General features: G+C 44.0%; 16 protein-coding genes. 6 read left to right on the top strand and 10 right to left on the bottom strand.

Features of this window, described 5'->3' with window-relative positions; genetic code table 11:
* Positions 1-335: 335 nt before the first annotated feature.
* Positions 336-920: a hypothetical protein gene (locus tag BTO10_RS08050; protein ID WP_105024198.1), complete on the bottom strand. Its 585-nt coding sequence runs from the start codon at positions 918-920 to the stop codon at positions 336-338.
* Positions 921-1,427: 507 nt separating this feature from the next.
* Here BTO10_RS08050 and hpf point away from each other — a divergent pair.
* Together hpf and BTO10_RS08040 are read left to right on the top strand one after the other, a co-directional pair.
* Entirely contained in the window at positions 1,428-1,784 is a 357-nt protein-coding gene (gene hpf / locus BTO10_RS08045) for a ribosome hibernation-promoting factor, HPF/YfiA family (RefSeq protein WP_004741135.1), read from the top strand.
* Positions 1,785-2,005: 221 nt separating this feature from the next.
* Positions 2,006-2,161 (top strand): DUF3012 domain-containing protein, encoded by a 156-nt coding sequence (locus BTO10_RS08040; protein ID WP_008216583.1) that lies wholly within the window; start codon positions 2,006-2,008, stop codon positions 2,159-2,161.
* A 131-nt stretch (positions 2,162-2,292) separates the two neighbouring features.
* Here BTO10_RS08040 and dgcA read toward each other — a convergent pair whose 3' ends face one another.
* The 4 genes from dgcA to BTO10_RS08020 form a co-directional block, all read right to left on the bottom strand.
* A complete protein-coding gene (dgcA, locus tag BTO10_RS08035) occupies positions 2,293-3,279 on the bottom strand; it encodes an N-acetyl-D-Glu racemase DgcA (RefSeq protein WP_105024197.1) in 987 nt (328 codons plus the stop codon).
* Positions 3,280-3,336: 57 nt separating this feature from the next.
* Positions 3,337-4,344 (bottom strand): N-acetyltransferase DgcN, encoded by a 1,008-nt coding sequence (gene dgcN / locus BTO10_RS08030; RefSeq protein WP_105024196.1) that lies wholly within the window; start codon positions 4,342-4,344, stop codon positions 3,337-3,339.
* 150 nt (positions 4,345-4,494) lie between these two features.
* Positions 4,495-5,373: a LysR family transcriptional regulator gene (locus BTO10_RS08025; RefSeq protein ID WP_004741139.1), complete on the bottom strand. Its 879-nt coding sequence runs from the start codon at positions 5,371-5,373 to the stop codon at positions 4,495-4,497.
* Between the two features lie 83 nt (positions 5,374-5,456).
* Entirely contained in the window at positions 5,457-6,248 is a 792-nt protein-coding gene (locus BTO10_RS08020) for an AraC family transcriptional regulator (protein ID WP_004741140.1), read from the bottom strand.
* 163 nt (positions 6,249-6,411) lie between these two features.
* Here BTO10_RS08020 and BTO10_RS08015 point away from each other — a divergent pair, with 163 nt between their 5' ends.
* A complete protein-coding gene (locus BTO10_RS08015; RefSeq protein WP_105024195.1) occupies positions 6,412-7,563 on the top strand; it encodes an MFS transporter in 1,152 nt (383 codons plus the stop codon).
* Positions 7,564-7,783: 220 nt separating this feature from the next.
* On the opposite strand, the gene BTO10_RS08010 is transcribed toward BTO10_RS08015, so the two are convergent.
* On the bottom strand, positions 7,784-8,299 hold the full coding sequence (locus BTO10_RS08010) for an RNA methyltransferase (RefSeq protein WP_004741143.1): 516 nt from the start codon (positions 8,297-8,299) through the stop codon (positions 7,784-7,786).
* Between the two features lie 288 nt (positions 8,300-8,587).
* Between BTO10_RS08010 and BTO10_RS08005 the strand changes: the two genes are divergently transcribed.
* Positions 8,588-10,249, top strand: a complete 1,662-nt coding sequence (locus tag BTO10_RS08005) for a methyl-accepting chemotaxis protein (RefSeq protein ID WP_105024194.1) — start codon at positions 8,588-8,590, stop codon at positions 10,247-10,249.
* Positions 10,250-10,344: 95 nt separating this feature from the next.
* Here the strand turns inward: BTO10_RS08005 and BTO10_RS08000 are convergent, their stop codons facing one another.
* Positions 10,345-11,214, bottom strand: a complete 870-nt coding sequence (locus BTO10_RS08000; RefSeq protein WP_004741146.1) for a LysR family transcriptional regulator — start codon at positions 11,212-11,214, stop codon at positions 10,345-10,347.
* Between the two features lie 247 nt (positions 11,215-11,461).
* Here BTO10_RS08000 and BTO10_RS07995 point away from each other — a divergent pair, with 247 nt between their 5' ends.
* Positions 11,462-11,887, top strand: coding sequence for a DUF3010 family protein (locus tag BTO10_RS07995; RefSeq protein ID WP_004741147.1), 426 nt, complete (start codon positions 11,462-11,464; stop codon positions 11,885-11,887).
* A 62-nt stretch (positions 11,888-11,949) separates the two neighbouring features.
* Here BTO10_RS07995 and BTO10_RS07990 read toward each other — a convergent pair whose 3' ends face one another.
* The gene (locus BTO10_RS07990) at positions 11,950-12,849 is read right to left on the bottom strand and encodes a DMT family transporter (protein WP_105024193.1); all 900 of its coding nucleotides are present in this window, start codon (positions 12,847-12,849) and stop codon (positions 11,950-11,952) included.
* 123 nt (positions 12,850-12,972) lie between these two features.
* On the opposite strand from BTO10_RS07990, the gene BTO10_RS07985 reads away from it, so the two are divergent.
* The gene (locus BTO10_RS07985; RefSeq protein WP_105024192.1) at positions 12,973-14,400 is read left to right on the top strand and encodes an aminotransferase-like domain-containing protein; all 1,428 of its coding nucleotides are present in this window, start codon (positions 12,973-12,975) and stop codon (positions 14,398-14,400) included.
* A 181-nt stretch (positions 14,401-14,581) separates the two neighbouring features.
* Here BTO10_RS07985 and yidZ read toward each other — a convergent pair whose 3' ends face one another.
* Both yidZ and BTO10_RS07975 read right to left on the bottom strand, forming a co-directional pair.
* Entirely contained in the window at positions 14,582-15,544 is a 963-nt protein-coding gene (yidZ, locus tag BTO10_RS07980; protein WP_105024191.1) for an HTH-type transcriptional regulator YidZ, read from the bottom strand.
* Complete coding sequence (locus BTO10_RS07975; protein ID WP_105024190.1) at positions 15,519-16,721, bottom strand: MFS transporter; 1,203 nt, start codon at positions 16,719-16,721, stop codon at positions 15,519-15,521. Before BTO10_RS07975 ends, yidZ begins: the two co-directional genes overlap by 26 nt.
* Positions 16,722-17,094: the final 373 nt, after the last annotated feature.

Here is a 17,094-nt window from a genome sequence, read left to right as displayed (position 1 = left end):
GCAGAACGTAGTTCGCGCTAACTAAGCTGTTTCTAAAAGGCCTTTGATAGATGGTGCTCTCAAATGTACATAGTGAAGTAGCGAGAACTACTCTCTTTGCGTCCGAGCAAAATGCAGATGTTCAGCCAAGTTAGGCCAAACTGAATGAGGTCATTACAAGCAGATAAACAGAAAACTCTGTTTGGGTAATGCGTTTTTTATCAATTACAAAGACAAGCGGCGCATACTAGCATAACGAGCGGTAAAATGTCAGAAAAGTGTGAGTTAAGTCATGTTTTGGTGGGGATATAAAAAGCGCCCTGCAAACCAGAGCGCTTTTCGGAAATGGAATAAAACTACTTAGGTGCTAGCTCGTAGTTCTCTTGCATCTCATGAGGGGCAATACCGTACTCATAATCCGCTAAGTAACCGTCCTTATAAACCTTCATCCCTTTTTCATCCCAACTCACTTTAATCACGGCTGTTTTGCCATCTTCGCTGCCCATTAGCTCAAGCATTTCAGCATCAATCTTAATGGCTTTGATGGTTTTAATTCGCTTAAAAGGCTTGAACTCAGTGGTCGACGTTGGCAGTGAACCATAGCTACTGATCCACGTCTCTTTTGGTACCAACCATTGGTTGAAAACATCGTCAACAATCGCCTTCGGCATGCTTGCAATAACTACATCATCCGTCATCACGTTGTTGGTTTCTAAGCTGTAACCACCCTTTCCGTCAGAAACGTAGGTAGGGAAATCAGTGCCTATTTCAGATTCAGCAGGCAAACGCCCTAGAGTCACTGAACTTTTAACGTACAGCTCTGCAGTTTCAAATTGCTGCATGATCTCTGGAATTTTCTGAAACTCAACAGGCGCAGCAAAAGCATTAAAAGCGAAAGAAAGTGAAGCTGCAACAGCAGCCAATTTAACAGGCATTTTCATGGTAACGAATCCAAATTTAACGAAGATGTTATGGTATCCCGTACTAACAGATACCTCAATAAACTACCGCACCCCTTATTTGTAATTGTGATATTGAGTGACGAATTCATAAATAGTTAGTGCGTTACTCCGATCTGTCGGAGCTTTAAAGCAAATTTCAATATGGAGTGGGCTGTTGAGTGTCTATAAATTAAAGTCTAGTGGTAACTTATTTATCAAAAACGAAAGAAGTTAGCCAAGTGACAAGTTCGGAATTATAAAAACGATGAAGAGATATTCACTAGATTGGCGCTCATAATTAGAGCAAATTATCAAGGATGGAGTATTTTTGAACATGTCTCGAAAACACGAAACATAATATGCGATCAGTTATTCGGACTTTCAAGGGAGTAAGTAGAGATTATTTGATAACACTGAAGTCAATCACACATGTGTACTTTCTCTATTGGTTAATCTATCCGATGTTTGCTACGTTTAAATGACACAGTCATTGGAAAGGTATGATTTATGAAAATAAACGTTCAAACACACCACGTATCAATTAACGACGACTCACGTAAAGACATCGAAGGTAAATTCGAAAAGATATCTAACCATTTTCCATCACTGATCAGCTGCGACATCATCATTACCAAAGAACATGGTCAACATCAGGTTGAAGTGTTCACCAACTACGAAGGTGTACGTGTAACAGCAAAAGCGACAGATGACGTTATGTACCCAGCAATTTCATCAGCTATCAAAAAGCTAGAAACTGGCCTAAGCAACCGTAAGGGACAATTGAAAGCAGATCTACACGAGAAACCAACAAGTACCAAGCCAGAAATCGCTTCGGACATCATCCAAGAGATGAAACTGGTATAACTCCTCAAGTAGTCAAAGCTTACCGATAAAAAAGCTTATTAAGAATTTCAAAGCCAGCACATGTTGCTGGCTTTTTCGATCTTGAGAGTCAGCCGGTCACTCTCGTTACCAAATCGCTTTTCCAGCTCAGTCCATATCGTCAGTCCCTGATAGCTATGACAATCATCAGTAGTCTTTGGTAAAGTAACCCTAGATAACCTACACCAAACGGAATATTTGTTATGAAGAAAGTCGCGTTGATCCTTTTCCTAGCCACTCAATTAATGGCTTGTACAGAAGTTGGCAGTGAAGCTTGGTGTGAAGATATGAAAGAGAAGCCAAAAGGCGACTGGACAGCGAACGAAGCTGGTGACTTTGCTAAGCACTGTATTTTCTAATCGGGTTATATCGAGCTGTTCAGAGTATCTATCTCGAAACCGCAATTGGTCAATGAAGCAAATAGAAAATCGCATAGGTTAACGCCTATGCGATTTTTGTACGGAGAGACTTTTAACTGAATAGTTCAGAACTAAAGAATGATCATTCCATCTCGATAAGTCAGTGCTGGCGACACGTCTTGACCAAGTAAAACAGGTCCATCGAGATCGACAATTTCAGATTGCACGGCGATTGGCAGCGCGGCACGCATTGCCAATGAAGTGCCAAGCATACAGCCAGACATAAGAGTAAAACCAAGCCTTTGCGCTTCTTCGGCAAGTGCTAGCGCCTCTGTCAGACCACCGGTTTTATCAAGCTTGATGTTAACCATTTCATACTTGCCCAATAGTGATGAAAGCTGCGACGTGGTGTGGCAACTTTCATCAGCGCATAATGGAATTGGATGCTTGATGTGTGCCAATGAGGCATCATGCTGTTGCGGCAGAGGTTGTTCTATCATCGCGATATCAAACTCAGCCAATTGATTGAACAGCTCCTCGAGATTCAGCCCTGTCCACGCTTCATTGGCATCAAGTACAATTTTCACTCCAGGCGCGGCACCTCGGACTGCACTCACTCGCTCTACCACTTGCTCGCCATCTAGCTTCACTTTTAGGAGTTTTGCACCATTCGCCACATAATCACGAGCTTGTGTTGCCATCGCTTCTGGTGTACCAATCGAGACCGTCATTGCCGTAACTATTTGAGTGGGTAACTCAAACATACTATTTGGGAACATCTGCTCGTTTTGCTGCACTTCAAAATCCCAAAGCGCACAATCGACAGCATTACGAGCAGCTCCTCCAGTCAATAAAGACTGAAGATAACCTCTTAATTCAGCCGGCTCAGTCATACCACGTTCAAAGGCCGTTTCAAGAGAGCTCGAAACTTGTTGAATTTGCGCCAATACAGATTCGGATGACTCACCATAACGTGGGTAAGGAGTACATTCACCTTGCGCTTGTTTACCATTGTGTTCAATGTAAACGCGAACAACATGACACTCTGTTCGGCTGCCTCGAGAGATGCGAAAAGGCGTTTGCATCGCGATAGTAATTGGTTCTGCTGTAATCTTCATAATTTCACTCGGTTGATGTTCGCTTTAACAAATGGAAACGTAGAAATGATGAAATCGTTAAAGTGAATGTCGCAAATGATCAGTAATGTGTTGTACACCAAATCGCATCGGATCCGTCACTGGTACTTGATAAGTTTCGGTCCATTCTTGGCACAATGCCTCAGCCTCTTCAATGCTAATCGCCGATGTGTTCAAGCAGATACCCACTAGTTTCGCGTCTGGATTTGTTAATCGCGCGGCTTGTAAATTTGCATCAATAGTTTGCTCTATTGTTGGCAATTTAGCATGCGGTAGATTGCGAATATGTGGGCGCCCTACTTCATGACATAGCACTAAAGCATCAGCTTGCGCACCATGCAATAAACCCAAACTCACGCCTGCAAAAGAAGGGGTAAATAAAGAGCCCTGCCCTTCAATGATGTCCCATTCGTGGTCAGTAAAATCTGGGCTAATCGCTTCAACTGCGCCAGAGATGAAATCTGCCACCACTGCATCAATCGAAATTCCGCTGCCTTCAATCAAGATGCCAGTCTGCCCGGTCGCCTTGAATTGAGCAGATATTCCCGCTTCTTTTAGCGACTTTTCTATCGCCAGTGCAGAAAACATCTTGCCTACCGAGCAATCAGTTCCGACAGTGAGCAGACGCTTACCTTGGCGAGACTTGCCATTACCAATGTTTAGAACACCATCAAAATGGCGCACATCATGAAGCTTAGTCAATCCTCGCTGCTGCATGTCAGCAAGCGGTGAAAATTCACTCAAGCGTTGGTGCATGCCCGATGCAATCTCAAATCCCATTTCTGCAGCTGCCAGTATGGTTGGTTGCCATGACTCAGGGATCACGCCGCCTGGGTTGGCTGTACCAATAACTAGCGTTTTCGCTCGCTGCGCTTGTGCCTCTTGCAAGGTCATATCCGTCAAACCAAGAGAAACTGTCTCTGCTGTTAAACGTAATTGGCCGAGGCAGATTTCAGGGCGCCATTGGTGAATACCACGAGCGGTTTTTGCAGCCAATGGGTCAGTAACATCCCCAAGAAAAAGAAGGTAAGGTTGAGCGATAGACATGAGCATTCCTAATTAATAAGTCCTTGTATGGATTTACTTTAATTAAGAGGCTGAGCCCTGCCGAATACCAATTCATAGCACGCCTATAACATGATGTTATAGGTTGCAAACTGAGCGAAAAGTATGGTGATAGATAAAGTTAGTCGTTCGCTAACAAGAACCCTTCAGCGCTGTAATGAACTGCTTGGCAACAATCGACTGCGGCGTGTGCTCGGCATACAAAGTCGATACTGAGAATGGAATCTCAGGCTGCAGCGGCAACACACAAACAGCATCCTCATTTTGGTACTGCTCTGCCGTCCACGGATCGACAATCGCAAAACCGGCTTGGTGCTTAACCAACTCCGCCGCAGCGCTGTATCCACGTACTGATATGGGATGATGATAATGCTCATCGCGTGCAATCAAGCTTTGGTGGAGCAGCAAACCCAGTGGATCGCGACTATCAAGCCCGATGATTGGCAACGGATAATTGATCAGATCATCAAGGGTTAAGTCTGCTGGCAAATGCTCAACGGTGTTAAATGGAACTAGGACTTGAAGAGATTTGGTTAATAGCGTTTCTGACAATATCGCAGGCGGTGCTTCATCTCCAAATGCGATAGCAATATCAAGCTCATGCTTCAATAACCCTGAACACAGCTCGTCGCGATTGGCAGTCAGCAATTCAAAAGAAAGCTCTTGCTCGTGAGACATTTGGGCGATCATCGGTGTCAGCAATTTAGTCGCCAATATCGGTGGCGCACCAATGCGTAAATGCTGATGGCCTTGCTTTACTTTGTTGGTAAGAGAGCGAAATTGGCCCAGTTGTTGGTAGACCTTTTCCGCTTCCGGCAACAAAGTTTTCGCTTCAACCGTTGGCACTAGTCTGCCTTTGACACGCTCAAACAATCCAAATCCAAGCTGCTGCTCGGTGTGAGCCAAAATACGAGTCACGTTTGGCTGAGATACATGCAAGCTACGTGCAGCTCCAGATACGGTTCCGGTCTGCATAATGGCGTAAAAGACTTCCAGCTGTCTTAGGTTCAAATCGATGTCCTTTTGATTAGCGAGCGCAATTAAGCCATTAGACTAACATATACATTGCTATTAGAGGCTGACATAAACGAAGGTTACATAGCCTCCGCGTTGGATGTGTTGTTCATGTAATTCATTGGTGTCATGCCTGTTTTCTGACGAAAGAAATGAATAAATGCACTGTCACTGGAGAATTCCAACCTATCGGAGACATCCGATATGCGCATGCCACTCGACAGCAATTCAATCGCGCCCAACAAGCGCCACTGCTGACGCCAGCTTTGATATGGCATCCCGGTTTCTTTATTAAAGATCCGAGTGATCGTCTTTTCGCTCGCTCCAACAACCTCACTCAATTGTGCCAACGACGGTGCCATAAAATCTTTGTTATCAATATCAGATAACCAAGATTTGAGACGGTGATCTTGAGGTAACGGCAACGACAAGTACACCTCTTGCGAGTCGTTCAACTCTTCGATAAACAAATTCAACGTATTAATTTGCTCATTATTCGGCTTATCAAATGCCCAAAATGCCATTCGTTCTATCAAGACTCTCATTAACGCAGTGATATCGAAAATCATCACACCTCTAGGTAAGCGCTCTGACAAGGATTGATCAAAATATAGTGAGCGATATTGGGTAATGTTGGTCATCTGAGCATCATGTTGGACGCCTTTCGGGATCCATGCAGCCCTCATTGGGGGTAATACATACTTCATATCTTCCAATGTAATTGTCATGCATCCGTGCTTCGAAAACATTAACTGGTCTTTGTCATGAAAATGTATGCCGGAAGCGTGATTAGAAACCTCAGCTGCAACACCAACGACTAACCCGTTATGGTCGTCTGCACAAAAGTCATCTTGTTCTGAAATCAATGCCATTTAGCAGTTTGTCCTTATTTCGATATTTTATGTCCAAATCTCACTATAAGACATTAGCACATAATGCCTAGAATAGTACCTGTTCTGTTACCCCCCTTATTAAAAGGTCCAGGAAATAACTAAATCATTGCGATGTTAATTAGAGGTATTTGAAAACAAAAAAATGAACAAGATTATTGGAAAAATTTCGATCCCATTGGCGGTTGTGTTGCTAATGTTTCCACAAATAGTAGAAACCATGTATAGCCCGGCTCTGACTTCTGTAAAAAACCACTTTGGGGTTAGCAGCAGTGAAGCGGCACAAGCGATGTCTATATTCTTTATTGCTTTTGCGTTCGGAGTCGTATTCTGGGGTCGCATGTGTGATGTTATAGGGAGACGAGTTTCAACCTTACTGGGTTTGACCGTCTTTATCATTGCAGCGCTGTTTACCATGTTAGCACCGACTTTTACTTTGATGCTCACAGGGTTTGGTTGCTGTGCCTTTGGTGCTGCTGTTGGTTCTGTTTGCACACAGACTATTATCCGTGATGGTTATCAAGGTAAAGAACTCAGCCACGTCTTCTCGATTGTGGGCACCTCTATTGGTATCAGCCCTGTTGTTGGGATGTTGGCTGGTAGTTGGTTGACGTCTGTGGGTGGTTATAAATGGGTATTCATGGCGATGGTGGTACTTGTGGCTATCTTACTGATTTGGTCACTAGGCAAACTGCCAGAAACAAAGCCAACCAATACAAAACGAGACAGCCTAATATCTGTCGCTATAAAAATGCTTACCGATGCACACATCTGGTACGTAACGTTAATGGTTGGGCTATTTAATATAGCGCTATTCTCGTACTACAGTATTGCCCCGTTTATGTTTGAGCAATTAGGGGCAAGTGTGAACTTTTTTGGTAATACCGGTTTTATTCTTGCGATGGGTTCAGTACTAGGTTCTGTCATTAATATGAAGCTAATTCGCATGCATTTAAGTCATGACAAAATTGTAGCATTTGCGTCTTGCCTATTACTAGTTGCAGGCATTGGTGTGTTTATCATGCAGGAATCCGTTTGGTTCTTCATCCCAATGGTATTTGTATCGCTATCATTCGGGCTTGCGTTACCTAATTTGCTTAGTGGTGCCTTGACTAAATATCACGACCACCTAGGCAGTGCTGGAGCTCTATTAGGCCTGTTCTATTACTTAATTATTGGTTTTGGCTTACATAGAGCAGCCGAGTTCGCCGACTTAGCATTGACGCTTTTGGCTTGCGCTGTTGCCGCCATTGTATTGGTTATCATGCACTCTCTGCATCAGATGAAACGTCAATAGCCTTAACTCTTAAAATAAAAAACCACCTTGTTAGGTGGTTTTTTATTACTGAAATACATTAACTAATATAAAGGTAACTAAAATGACAACGTTAATTTATGCCGCGTTATCTATTGCGAGCATCTTCTTTATATTTGCCATCGTCAAATATATTTTAAATCTGTTTACCTTCGATTTTAGCGATATTGAATTTTAAAAACATCTAACAACGAGCGTCAGATTAGCACTTCTCCTTGATAACCAAGTGGTTGCGGTTATCGCGGCTTTTCTTAATCAGCTCGTTACTCTCGTCCATTTCATCTGACTTAGCAAGGCGGTCATAAAGTAGCACATTCACGGTTGCAGCCAAGTTCATGCACCCAACCGTTGGAACGTAAACCACGTGATCAGCTCGATCGGCCACGTTTTGAGCAATAGAACCGTCTTCTGGGCCAAAAATGTAAATCGTGTTTTCTGGGTGTTTAAAACGTGGCAGTGGCGTAGCACCTTCCGCAAGTTCCACACAAACGATTTTGGTTTCAGGGTCAAGGTTATCTAAAAACGACTCAACGCCCGTCAACGGAATAGTACGCGTAGCACTCTTGGTATCAGTGTGAAATTTAGCGGCTTTTTCGTAGCGTTGCCCTGTGTATTTAACTTCGTCGACCTGATAACAACCAGCCGCACGCATGACAGCACCCACGTTTGTCGGGCTTTTAGGGTTAGTTAAACCAATAGTCACATGGCTTTTGTTCATGAATCTTTCTCACTTAGCGAATAGAAATAGTAGGGTGCTACAAAGCGCCGCATTCTAACAAAGCAACGTCGAATTCAAAAGCATCGAAACAAAAGGCCCCAACAAAAAGGACTTTTTCACCATCTAGCCTGATTGGAACAAATGTCACAACAAACATCTAACAGCCATCATATTTATAAAACAAAATCGCTCTGGGGTAACAATTCATCAATAAGCTCATTTACAAATAGCAACTGCATTCATATTGTGTTTTTAAAATTGCACAAGACGATCAAACAGGAAGTAGACATGACCCTAACCATCAAAAAACGTCTTTATATTCTCTCTTTCATTCCTCTGCTACTGATGGCCATCGGAATGATGAGCGTAACATATATGAAGAGTGCAGCGCTAACCGCGCAACAAGTCGAATCCACACGCAGTAAAATGATGGCCATGAAAGAAAAGGAACTTAAAGCTTATCTACAAATGGCCCAGTCTTCTATCAGCCCGCTCTTAGAACGAGGTGCAACTTTAGAAGATGCCTTGCCAACCTTAAGAACACTAGAGTATGGCGAGTCGGGCTATATCTTTGGTTACGACTCTAAAGGAGTGAGAATATTCGCAGGGCAAAATACCGATGGTATTGGAAAAAATTATTATGACTTGCAAGATAAAAAAGGCCATTACCTGATTCGTGATCTTATTAAGAACTCAAAGCTTGGCAAATTCACTACCTACTATTTTCCAAAACTTGGCCAGTCGGAAGCACTACCAAAACTCAGCTACTCAATATTTATTCCGCAATGGGACTTGATGCTTGGTACTGGCTTTTACACAGACGACATTGATGCAGTCATCGCCGAGATGAAAGAGAGTTCAAACGTTGCACTACAAAGCTCACTCACCGCGATTACACTTTTTTGTGGTTTGATCGCTCTATTGGTTACTCTATTTGCCGTTGTTGTAAACCGTACTATTATGAAGCCCATAGAACAGTTCGATCTGTCAATTAAGGCTTTCGCAACTGGTGAAGCCGACTTAACAGCTCGAATGGAAACATTCAAAGTACCGGAATTCGCGAAGCTTAGCGAGAACTTCAATGCTTTTGTTACTAACCTGCAAACCATTATTCGCAGTGTAAGCGAGGTAGGTCAACAAGTTGTGTCTGAAACATCCAGCATGTCTTCTCGCGCAGCTCAAGTTGATGAACTCGCGACAGGGCAACGGGAAGAAACTGAACAAGTCGCTACCGCTATGACAGAGATGACAACAACGGCTCAGGAGATATCAAGCAACGCTAGCCAAGCCGCAGATTCAGCGAAGCTTGCAGAGGGCAATGCCAAAGAAGCCCAGCAAATCGTAAACGCGGCGGCTGATTCAGTAGCTGTTTTAGCCAGTGAGGTGTCGGAAGCTAACGCTGTCGTGTCTCGTTTAGAAGACGATGTTCAGAACATCTCCTCTTCGTTAGCTGTCATTCAAGACATTGCCGAGCAAACCAATCTATTGGCACTGAATGCTGCAATTGAAGCCGCTCGAGCAGGTGAACAAGGCCGTGGGTTTGCAGTAGTCGCCGATGAGGTTCGTAAGCTGGCGAGCCGAACTCAGGAGAGTACAGGTGACATACATGAAATGATTGAGCAGCTAAAAGCCGCTTCAGATGCCGCAGTGAAAGCGATGGATTCAAGTCAGAATAGAAGTACTCAAACCGTCGAAGAGGCGAACGCTGCCGCAACTGCACTGGCGAAGATCCAAGAATCGATCGATACCATCATGGATATGAACTCGCTTATTGCGACAGCAACCGAACAGCAAAACATTGTCGGCCAAGAGATATCTCAACGTATTGTCGTCATATCAGACCAAAGCTCTCAATCGGCATCGCTAGCCAACCAAAACCGCGCTGGTAGCCAAAACCTCAATAACCGCGCGAATGAACTTTACCACTTGGTCGACCGTTTCACGGTCTGATGTGAAGCGTTCAATAAAAAAATAACCTTAACAAAAGAGCTTCAGAGTTTAGTTTCTTCAGCTCTTTTTTACGTCTATGAACAGACTGTTCAAAACTAATCTAATTGCTCAGAAAGGAAATCCACCAGCAGACGTACCTTAGAAGACAAGTTACGGTTTTGAGGATAAAGCGCCCAAATACCTTCTTTATCGTCTCGATAATCAGAAAGCACCTCAACTAACTCTCCAGAGTCTAGATCTTCACTCACATAATATTCTGGTAACTGTACCAAACCTATGCTTTGCTTTGCTGCTTCTAACAAAGCCAAACCACTATTGCACTTAATACGCCCATTAACACGCACCGAGCGAGGACGACCATTTTCTTTAAAGCGCCAATGCTCAAAACCACCAACCAAACATTGATGATTGCTCAATTCGGAGATTGTGTGAGGCTCACCGTAACGTTCGATATAGTCAGGGCTTGCACATACGTAGAGCTGTCGTTGCGAAAGCCTCTTCGCCACAAGACTTGAATCTTCTAATCGACCCAGGCGAATCGCAACATCTACGCCAGAGTCGATCAAGTCAAGCTTTTGGTTAGTCAGCATTAGCTCTAACTCAACTTGAGGGTGAAGCTTTAAAAACTGATGGAGTAATGGTGCAAGCTGGCGCTCGCCATAAGTCACAGGAGCTGTCACCTTCAGTAATCCTTTCGGTGTCGATTGCATTTGAGTAACTGCTAACTCCGCAATTTCTAATCCCTCGACTAACAATTTACATTGCTGATAATATAGCTGCCCGGCTTCAGTTAATGAAACCTTTCGAGTCGTTCGGTTAAGCAGTTTCACCGCGAGACGCTCCTCGAGGTTTGCTACTCTGCGACTAATTTGAGCGACCGATGTAGCAAGCTTCTGCGCTGCACCAGTAAAGCTTTCACGCTCTGCAACTGCAACAAACTCACTAACTCCTTCCCAATTGGCCATGCCTTTACCTTGTGCTGAACTACGGATACCAATGCAGTGTATTGAAGTTACCGATCTCTGTCACCTTAATCAGCAGACTTTACCCATAAATATCAGTTACCTTTGGCTATCGGACTTTTTCAAGCAGCTTTGTTTTGGGTTCAAATATCGACTAATTTAGAATTATTTGTGACGAATCCTCTCAAATAGTGGAGAAGTATCAGAAATAACACCATAATATACGGCTCTAAAATAAGTAGGTAAGAACATGAAAATTTGTGGTGTTGAAATCAAAGGTAACGATGCAGTCATCTGTCTTCTTTCTCTGTCAGATGGTGTATTTAACATCCCTGATTGCCGAGTTTCTAAGGTTTCTATCAGTGACGCTAACGACACACAGAATATGAAAGACTTTCAATTCTCTTTTGCAAAGTTAATGGAAGATTACCAAGTAGAAAAAGTAGTGATTCGCCAACGCCAAACTAAAGGTAAATTTGCTGGCGGTGGCTTCGGCTTCAAGCTAGAGGCAGCGATCCAACTGATCGACGGCCTAAACGTTGAAGTTGTTTCTCCGGCAGACATCAAAGAGAGCCTAAAGCGCAACCCTCTAATGATGAAGTTCAAAGAGACGGGTCTCAAGCAGTACCAAGAAGCGCCGTTTACAACGGCTTACGCTTGCTTGATGAAGCGCTAATCCAAAGCCGCTAGAAAGTTATTGATAGAGTAAGAGCTTGAGTATTCAGGCTCTTTTTGTTTTTAACGGTTTAAAGCCGCTGGTCTTCGGAACCTAATCAATTCGGGCTTCTTCACTACCAGATAAACCGCAGTGGCTGATAACGCAAAGCCCATTGCACCGTAGACATCAAATGACTCACCGAAAATCAACCAAGCTTGAATTGCAGTAGTCGGCGGAACGAGATAAAAGACAGATGCCACACTTGACGATGCACCGTGTTCCACCATGTACAGCAGCAATAGAATAGCAACACAAGACAAAACAACCACCAGCCAAACCAACGTTAACGTAAATTCTAGCGTCCAGTTCACCTGCATTGTTTCGTAACGCATAGCGAAAGGGAGAAACAACGCTGCCGAAGCCAGATATTGCACCATCGCACCGCCTACCATGTCTGTCCCCTTACAGAAACGCTTTTGATAAAGGGTTCCAAAGGTAATACCAACTAACGCCACTAAACAAAGTAATGTCGCCATCCCTTTTTGGTCATCGGACTGCCACTCAATATTTCCCATCAACACTAAGCTGATACCGGCAAAGCCAAGCCCCAAACCTAGCCATTGAGCAAAGTTGAAACGCTGTGAAGTACAACTGACCATGATCAATGCCGTAAGAATTGGTTGCAGCCCCACCAATAGAGAGCTCAACCCAGCAGGCATGCCCCAATCTATCGCTAGATAAGTGCCCCCAAGGTAAAAACCGTGAATCAAAGTACCGACTACACAAGCATGAAAAAATGCGCGACCACGAGGAATACGACGCTTAAGAATGGCAATCAAAACCAAGAACAGCGCTACGTTAGCTACCATCCTAAGTGACAATAACGTTGCGGGCTCAGCGTATTCCACACCAAGACGTGCGCCCACAAAACCTGAAGACCACAATATTACAAACACGAACGGAATCATTTTAATCAGCATTACAAACCTCTGGTCAACTCTTCATCAATGCTGTTACCTTAGTTGGGTACAGATAACTAATAAAGATACAGATATAACACTTTAAATGGTTACAGATTGGTCATTATGGAACGGGAGAACAGCGTGGAAACAGAAGTCAGCGGCAATAAATACCTCGCCACCGAGCAACACATTAAGGCACAGATAGATAAAGGACTTTTTCACCCAGACGACCGCCTTCCCTCTATCCGCCAGCTAAGTGAACAACTGGGTGTAAGCAAAAACACTGTGATTCGAGCCTACCAAGAACTCGAAGCAACAGGTTGGGTATATTCCGTTCCCAAGTCGGGTTATCGCGTCAAAGTACCGAATACAACGAGTTGGGATGCACCAAGCCAACCTCAAAAAGTTGATCTGTTATCTGTCACTAAATCTGTGCTCTCCCGCCCAAGCGAGCGTTTAAAGTTACAATCGGGCTCTGCTCACCCCAACATTAACAACCCCGCCATTCGTAGCCTGTACGCTGAAATTGGTCGTCACAGCCGCTTGCAGACTCAACTTCCCGGCTATTACCAATTGCCGCCCGGCGACGAACAATTAGTAAAACAATTGTTAAAGATCACCCATGATCTTGGTGTACCTGCGGGATCGAAAGAGATTGCGATTACTCACGGTGCGCAGCAAGCGATCAGTTTAGCGCTGCGTGCGTTAACCAAACCTGGTGATATCGTGGTGGTTGAATCTCCCTGTTACTTTGGCAACTTGTTATTGCTGGAATCATTGGGCTTACAAGCGCTTGAAATCCCAAGCAGTGTGAGTCACGGAATCGATATTCAAGCACTACAAAATGCCTTAGAACAATGGGAAGTAAAAACGCTGCTGCTGACACCAAACTTTACTAACCCAACTGGATCGAGAATGCCTCTGGCGAATCGAAAAGCACTATTGGAGGTCACTGGCTCTTTGCCGATAATTGAAGATGATGTATTCGGAAGCTTGGCGTTTGATGCTCCAATTGCGAGCTTGAAAGAACTGGATGACAAAGACCGAGTGATCTACGTGAACTCTCTATCCAAAACTTTAGACTCTCGCCTACGTTTGGGCTGGTTGCTTTCTGGTCGCTATCAACCTTTAATCGAAAAGTACCTACTGTGTGACAACATGGGCAGCTCTAACCTGATGCAGTCAGCCGTCGGCCAGTTTCTGACCACAGGAAAGTATCGCAGTCATTTATCTAAGATGAAGCGACTCTATCAAACTAACCAAAAGCAGTTTCAAAGTCTTTTGATTCAAGCATTAGATAGCTACCCACATCTTGTTGGCCGCTACCACCTTTCCAAACCTGAAGGGGCATTTATAAACTGGATAACGCTCCCCGAATCACTCGACAGTTATGCCGTCTACCAAGAATGCTTGAAACACAAAATCGGTATTTTACCTGGTACTATTTTTGGTACACACGATCAATACAAACATTGCCTGCGCTTTACTGTCGCGAACATTGAAGAGAGCAAGGATTGGAAAGAAGGAATCGCAACTCTGGCGAAAATTATCGCGAAGCATGTAAACTAAGAGTCTCTGAGTATTCAAAAATATTCAGGACTCAACTTTAATTTTAATAGCATGTTAAACACTAGAGGTTCGCGACACTCGCAGTCTTTGCTATCTTGATGTCATTTAACGATGTAGAACTACTCATCCTAACTAATTTGGTCAGGTCAACAAAATTTTAGAGACTTTTCTCGTCTTTCACCTATTTGCCTTCAAACTGGTAAAGCGATCTGAGTGTGTCTTTTAGCCATAAAACGAGCGGATTGTAGGCATTGCGTTTATGCCAAATCATAGTGAAAGGAATTAGCAATTTATTGGCATGTTCTTCGTCTAACGGAATAGGTAAGCACGTAAGGTTGGGGTGAAGTTGCTCTGCATAGCGTCGGCAGTAGTTAGGCGCAACCGTCGTCATAGTGTGATTGGATTGAGCCGCCATAAACAGAGACTGCTCGAAACCTGCAAGCGTAAGGGCAATATTTCGATCTAGTTGCAGATCGGTAAGCACTTCATCCAGTGCCCACGTTTCACTTTTTTCCCACACAATATTGATATGCGGATATTTAAGGAAAGCCTCAAGGTTCCACTCTTCCTGTAAGACCGGATGATCTTTTCTGAGATACACGACTGGCATATCGTGAAACAGGACCTCGAAATCGATAAAGTAAGGCAGCGCGTCTAGAGACTCTTTCGATCGCGGATGACTTTCTCGCCCTGAAAAGCCGATATCAGACTCACCACGCACGATGGAATCTATTGAGTCGTAATCCCAGTTGCGCATTTTTATCTTCGCGTTGGGATAGCGTTGATACACGCTTTGCGTCAGCTCGTTAAGCATGATCAGTGACAGCGGTGATTCAGCCTCTAGATTCAATCGCACATCTTTGGGCGCGTCATCACCACGAGTCGTAAGAATTTGACTGCCAATCTGCAGCCAGTCTTGAAGATCTTTCACCATACTTAGCGCAAGTGGTGTCGGCGTTAAACCTCTTGGCGTTTTTACAAACAGAGGATCATCAAACCAGTCTCGAAGCTTAGTCAGTGATTTACTCACTGTTGAAGGCGTGACGTTAAGCTTTTTGGCAGCTTTTGAAACACTCTGCTCTTGCAAAAGCAATTGCAGAGTGAACAGCAGGTTGAGATCAAGACGGGCTAGTGGCTTCTTCATAATCACTTTTCACTTGGGAAGGACCTACCCATAGTATTAGAGCAATACTGATAACTCCACCAGCAGCCAGTATAAATACCAACATATTCAATGCACTTGGCCCGATAACGCCCATGAGCCAAATGAACAGTGCTGATGTACACACCTGAGAAACACCAAGTATTGAACTCGCCACGCCCGCTCGTTGTGAATAGCTACTCAATGCTTGGCTCATTGCGACGCCAAAACCGAGCGAGAAGCCACCGCACACGAAGGCAAAACCGATAAGCGTTACGTAATGCCCCAAGCCGCCATCAATCGATACAAGCAGCAAAATAGCCGCAATCACAAAGCATATTTGAGATGCCAGCATCAGGCTTTTCTGCCTAAATAAATTCAGTGCAAACGGCGCAGAGAACGACACCAACATACTAACTAGTGCAGTAAGAGCCATGGTATAGGAGTATTGTCCACGATCGAAACCAAGCTCGGTCATGATCAACATCGGAGACACATTCACGTAAGTCAGAATCGCCGTCACGCCCAAGCTGGTCATGACCACTCGGCTGATAAACAAAGGTTCCATAAAAGTTTCGCTTGAAGATGTTTGAGACACAAAAGTCCGTGTTGCTTCCAAACCTTTGCCACTAGGCTTGGTTTCTCTTAGAACTAGAACCGACAGCAAACACACCACTACGCCCATACTTGCCATAGTCGTGAACAGACTCGGCCAAGGGTATACCGTCATGATTAAGTGACCGATAACAGGTGCAAGCACTGGAACAATACAGGTAATGCCATTCATCATCGATAGCACCTTGGCGCGCTTCTGGTCATCTAGTACATCTCTTAGAATGGCAAATGCCACCACATAACATGACCCCGCACCAACGCCTTGGAAGAAGCGTACCGCTAGAAACGGTTCTGTACTGGTCACCATTCCACCTAGCATGGAAGAAGTAGCAAACACAATCGCACCGAAAATCGCGACAGGCCTTCTTCCCGCCTTATCGGCAAATTTACCGGCGAACAACATGGTGGTTGCCATTCCAGCCAAGTAGATAGAAAACGCAATATGGAGCTGCGCCTCTGAGGCATTTAGGTCAGCAGCGATTTGAGGCAAGCCAACCAAATACAAATCAATCGCCGTTGGATACAAAAGAACAAGCGCGAAGCTACAAAACAGAAAACGATACATAACACCCCCACATAATTGGTGTGAGGATAATAAGAGCGAAACGCCCAACTACCGAGTGGCTTCTACGACAACGGTTCTGTCCATTTACGACAAACCCTCAGTATGTAGAAAAGGCGCCAGACAAGAATTCAGGCAATAAGCAAGGTTTTGACTCAATTCAGCTGAACTTAAGACACCGATTTTTCAGCTATAAACCGCTGCCTATTACTCGGTAATCAATTTACAAAAGTTATCAGAAAGATAAATTAAGTCACCAGGCGAATGCTTTAATTGACCACTCATACCCAACGTAAACACCTGCTTAAATTTTTTAGAAAAATTCAAAAATAATTAGAATTTAACCCCTAACTTTACTGAGTAATTTGTTAGGATT

This window comes from Vibrio chagasii, from assembly GCF_002954585.1.
GTDB lineage: Bacteria > Pseudomonadota > Gammaproteobacteria > Enterobacterales > Vibrionaceae > Vibrio > Vibrio chagasii_A.
The sequence above is the reverse complement of the archived record's forward strand: the minus strand, read 5'-3'. Positions and strand labels throughout refer to the sequence as shown.

Coding starts and splice junctions, on each gene's coding strand:
- BTO10_RS08000 (WP_004741146.1), bottom strand. CDS start 11,214: ATGGCCAATTGGGAAGGAGTTAGTGAGTTTGTTGCAGTTGCAGAGCGT.
- BTO10_RS08005 (WP_105024194.1), top strand. CDS start 8,588: ATGACCCTAACCATCAAAAAACGTCTTTATATTCTCTCTTTCATTCCT.
- BTO10_RS08040 (WP_008216583.1), top strand. CDS start 2,006: ATGAAGAAAGTCGCGTTGATCCTTTTCCTAGCCACTCAATTAATGGCT.
- BTO10_RS08010 (WP_004741143.1), bottom strand. CDS start 8,299: ATGAACAAAAGCCATGTGACTATTGGTTTAACTAACCCTAAAAGCCCG.
- BTO10_RS07995 (WP_004741147.1), top strand. CDS start 11,462: ATGAAAATTTGTGGTGTTGAAATCAAAGGTAACGATGCAGTCATCTGT.
- BTO10_RS08020 (WP_004741140.1), bottom strand. CDS start 6,248: ATGGCATTGATTTCAGAACAAGATGACTTTTGTGCAGACGACCATAAC.
- hpf (WP_004741135.1), top strand. CDS start 1,428: ATGAAAATAAACGTTCAAACACACCACGTATCAATTAACGACGACTCA.
- dgcN (WP_105024196.1), bottom strand. CDS start 4,344: ATGTCTATCGCTCAACCTTACCTTCTTTTTCTTGGGGATGTTACTGAC.
- dgcA (WP_105024197.1), bottom strand. CDS start 3,279: ATGAAGATTACAGCAGAACCAATTACTATCGCGATGCAAACGCCTTTT.
- BTO10_RS07975 (WP_105024190.1), bottom strand. CDS start 16,721: ATGTATCGTTTTCTGTTTTGTAGCTTCGCGCTTGTTCTTTTGTATCCA.
- BTO10_RS07990 (WP_105024193.1), bottom strand. CDS start 12,849: ATGCTGATTAAAATGATTCCGTTCGTGTTTGTAATATTGTGGTCTTCA.
- BTO10_RS08050 (WP_105024198.1), bottom strand. CDS start 920: ATGAAAATGCCTGTTAAATTGGCTGCTGTTGCAGCTTCACTTTCTTTC.
- yidZ (WP_105024191.1), bottom strand. CDS start 15,544: ATGAAGAAGCCACTAGCCCGTCTTGATCTCAACCTGCTGTTCACTCTG.
- BTO10_RS08015 (WP_105024195.1), top strand. CDS start 6,412: ATGAACAAGATTATTGGAAAAATTTCGATCCCATTGGCGGTTGTGTTG.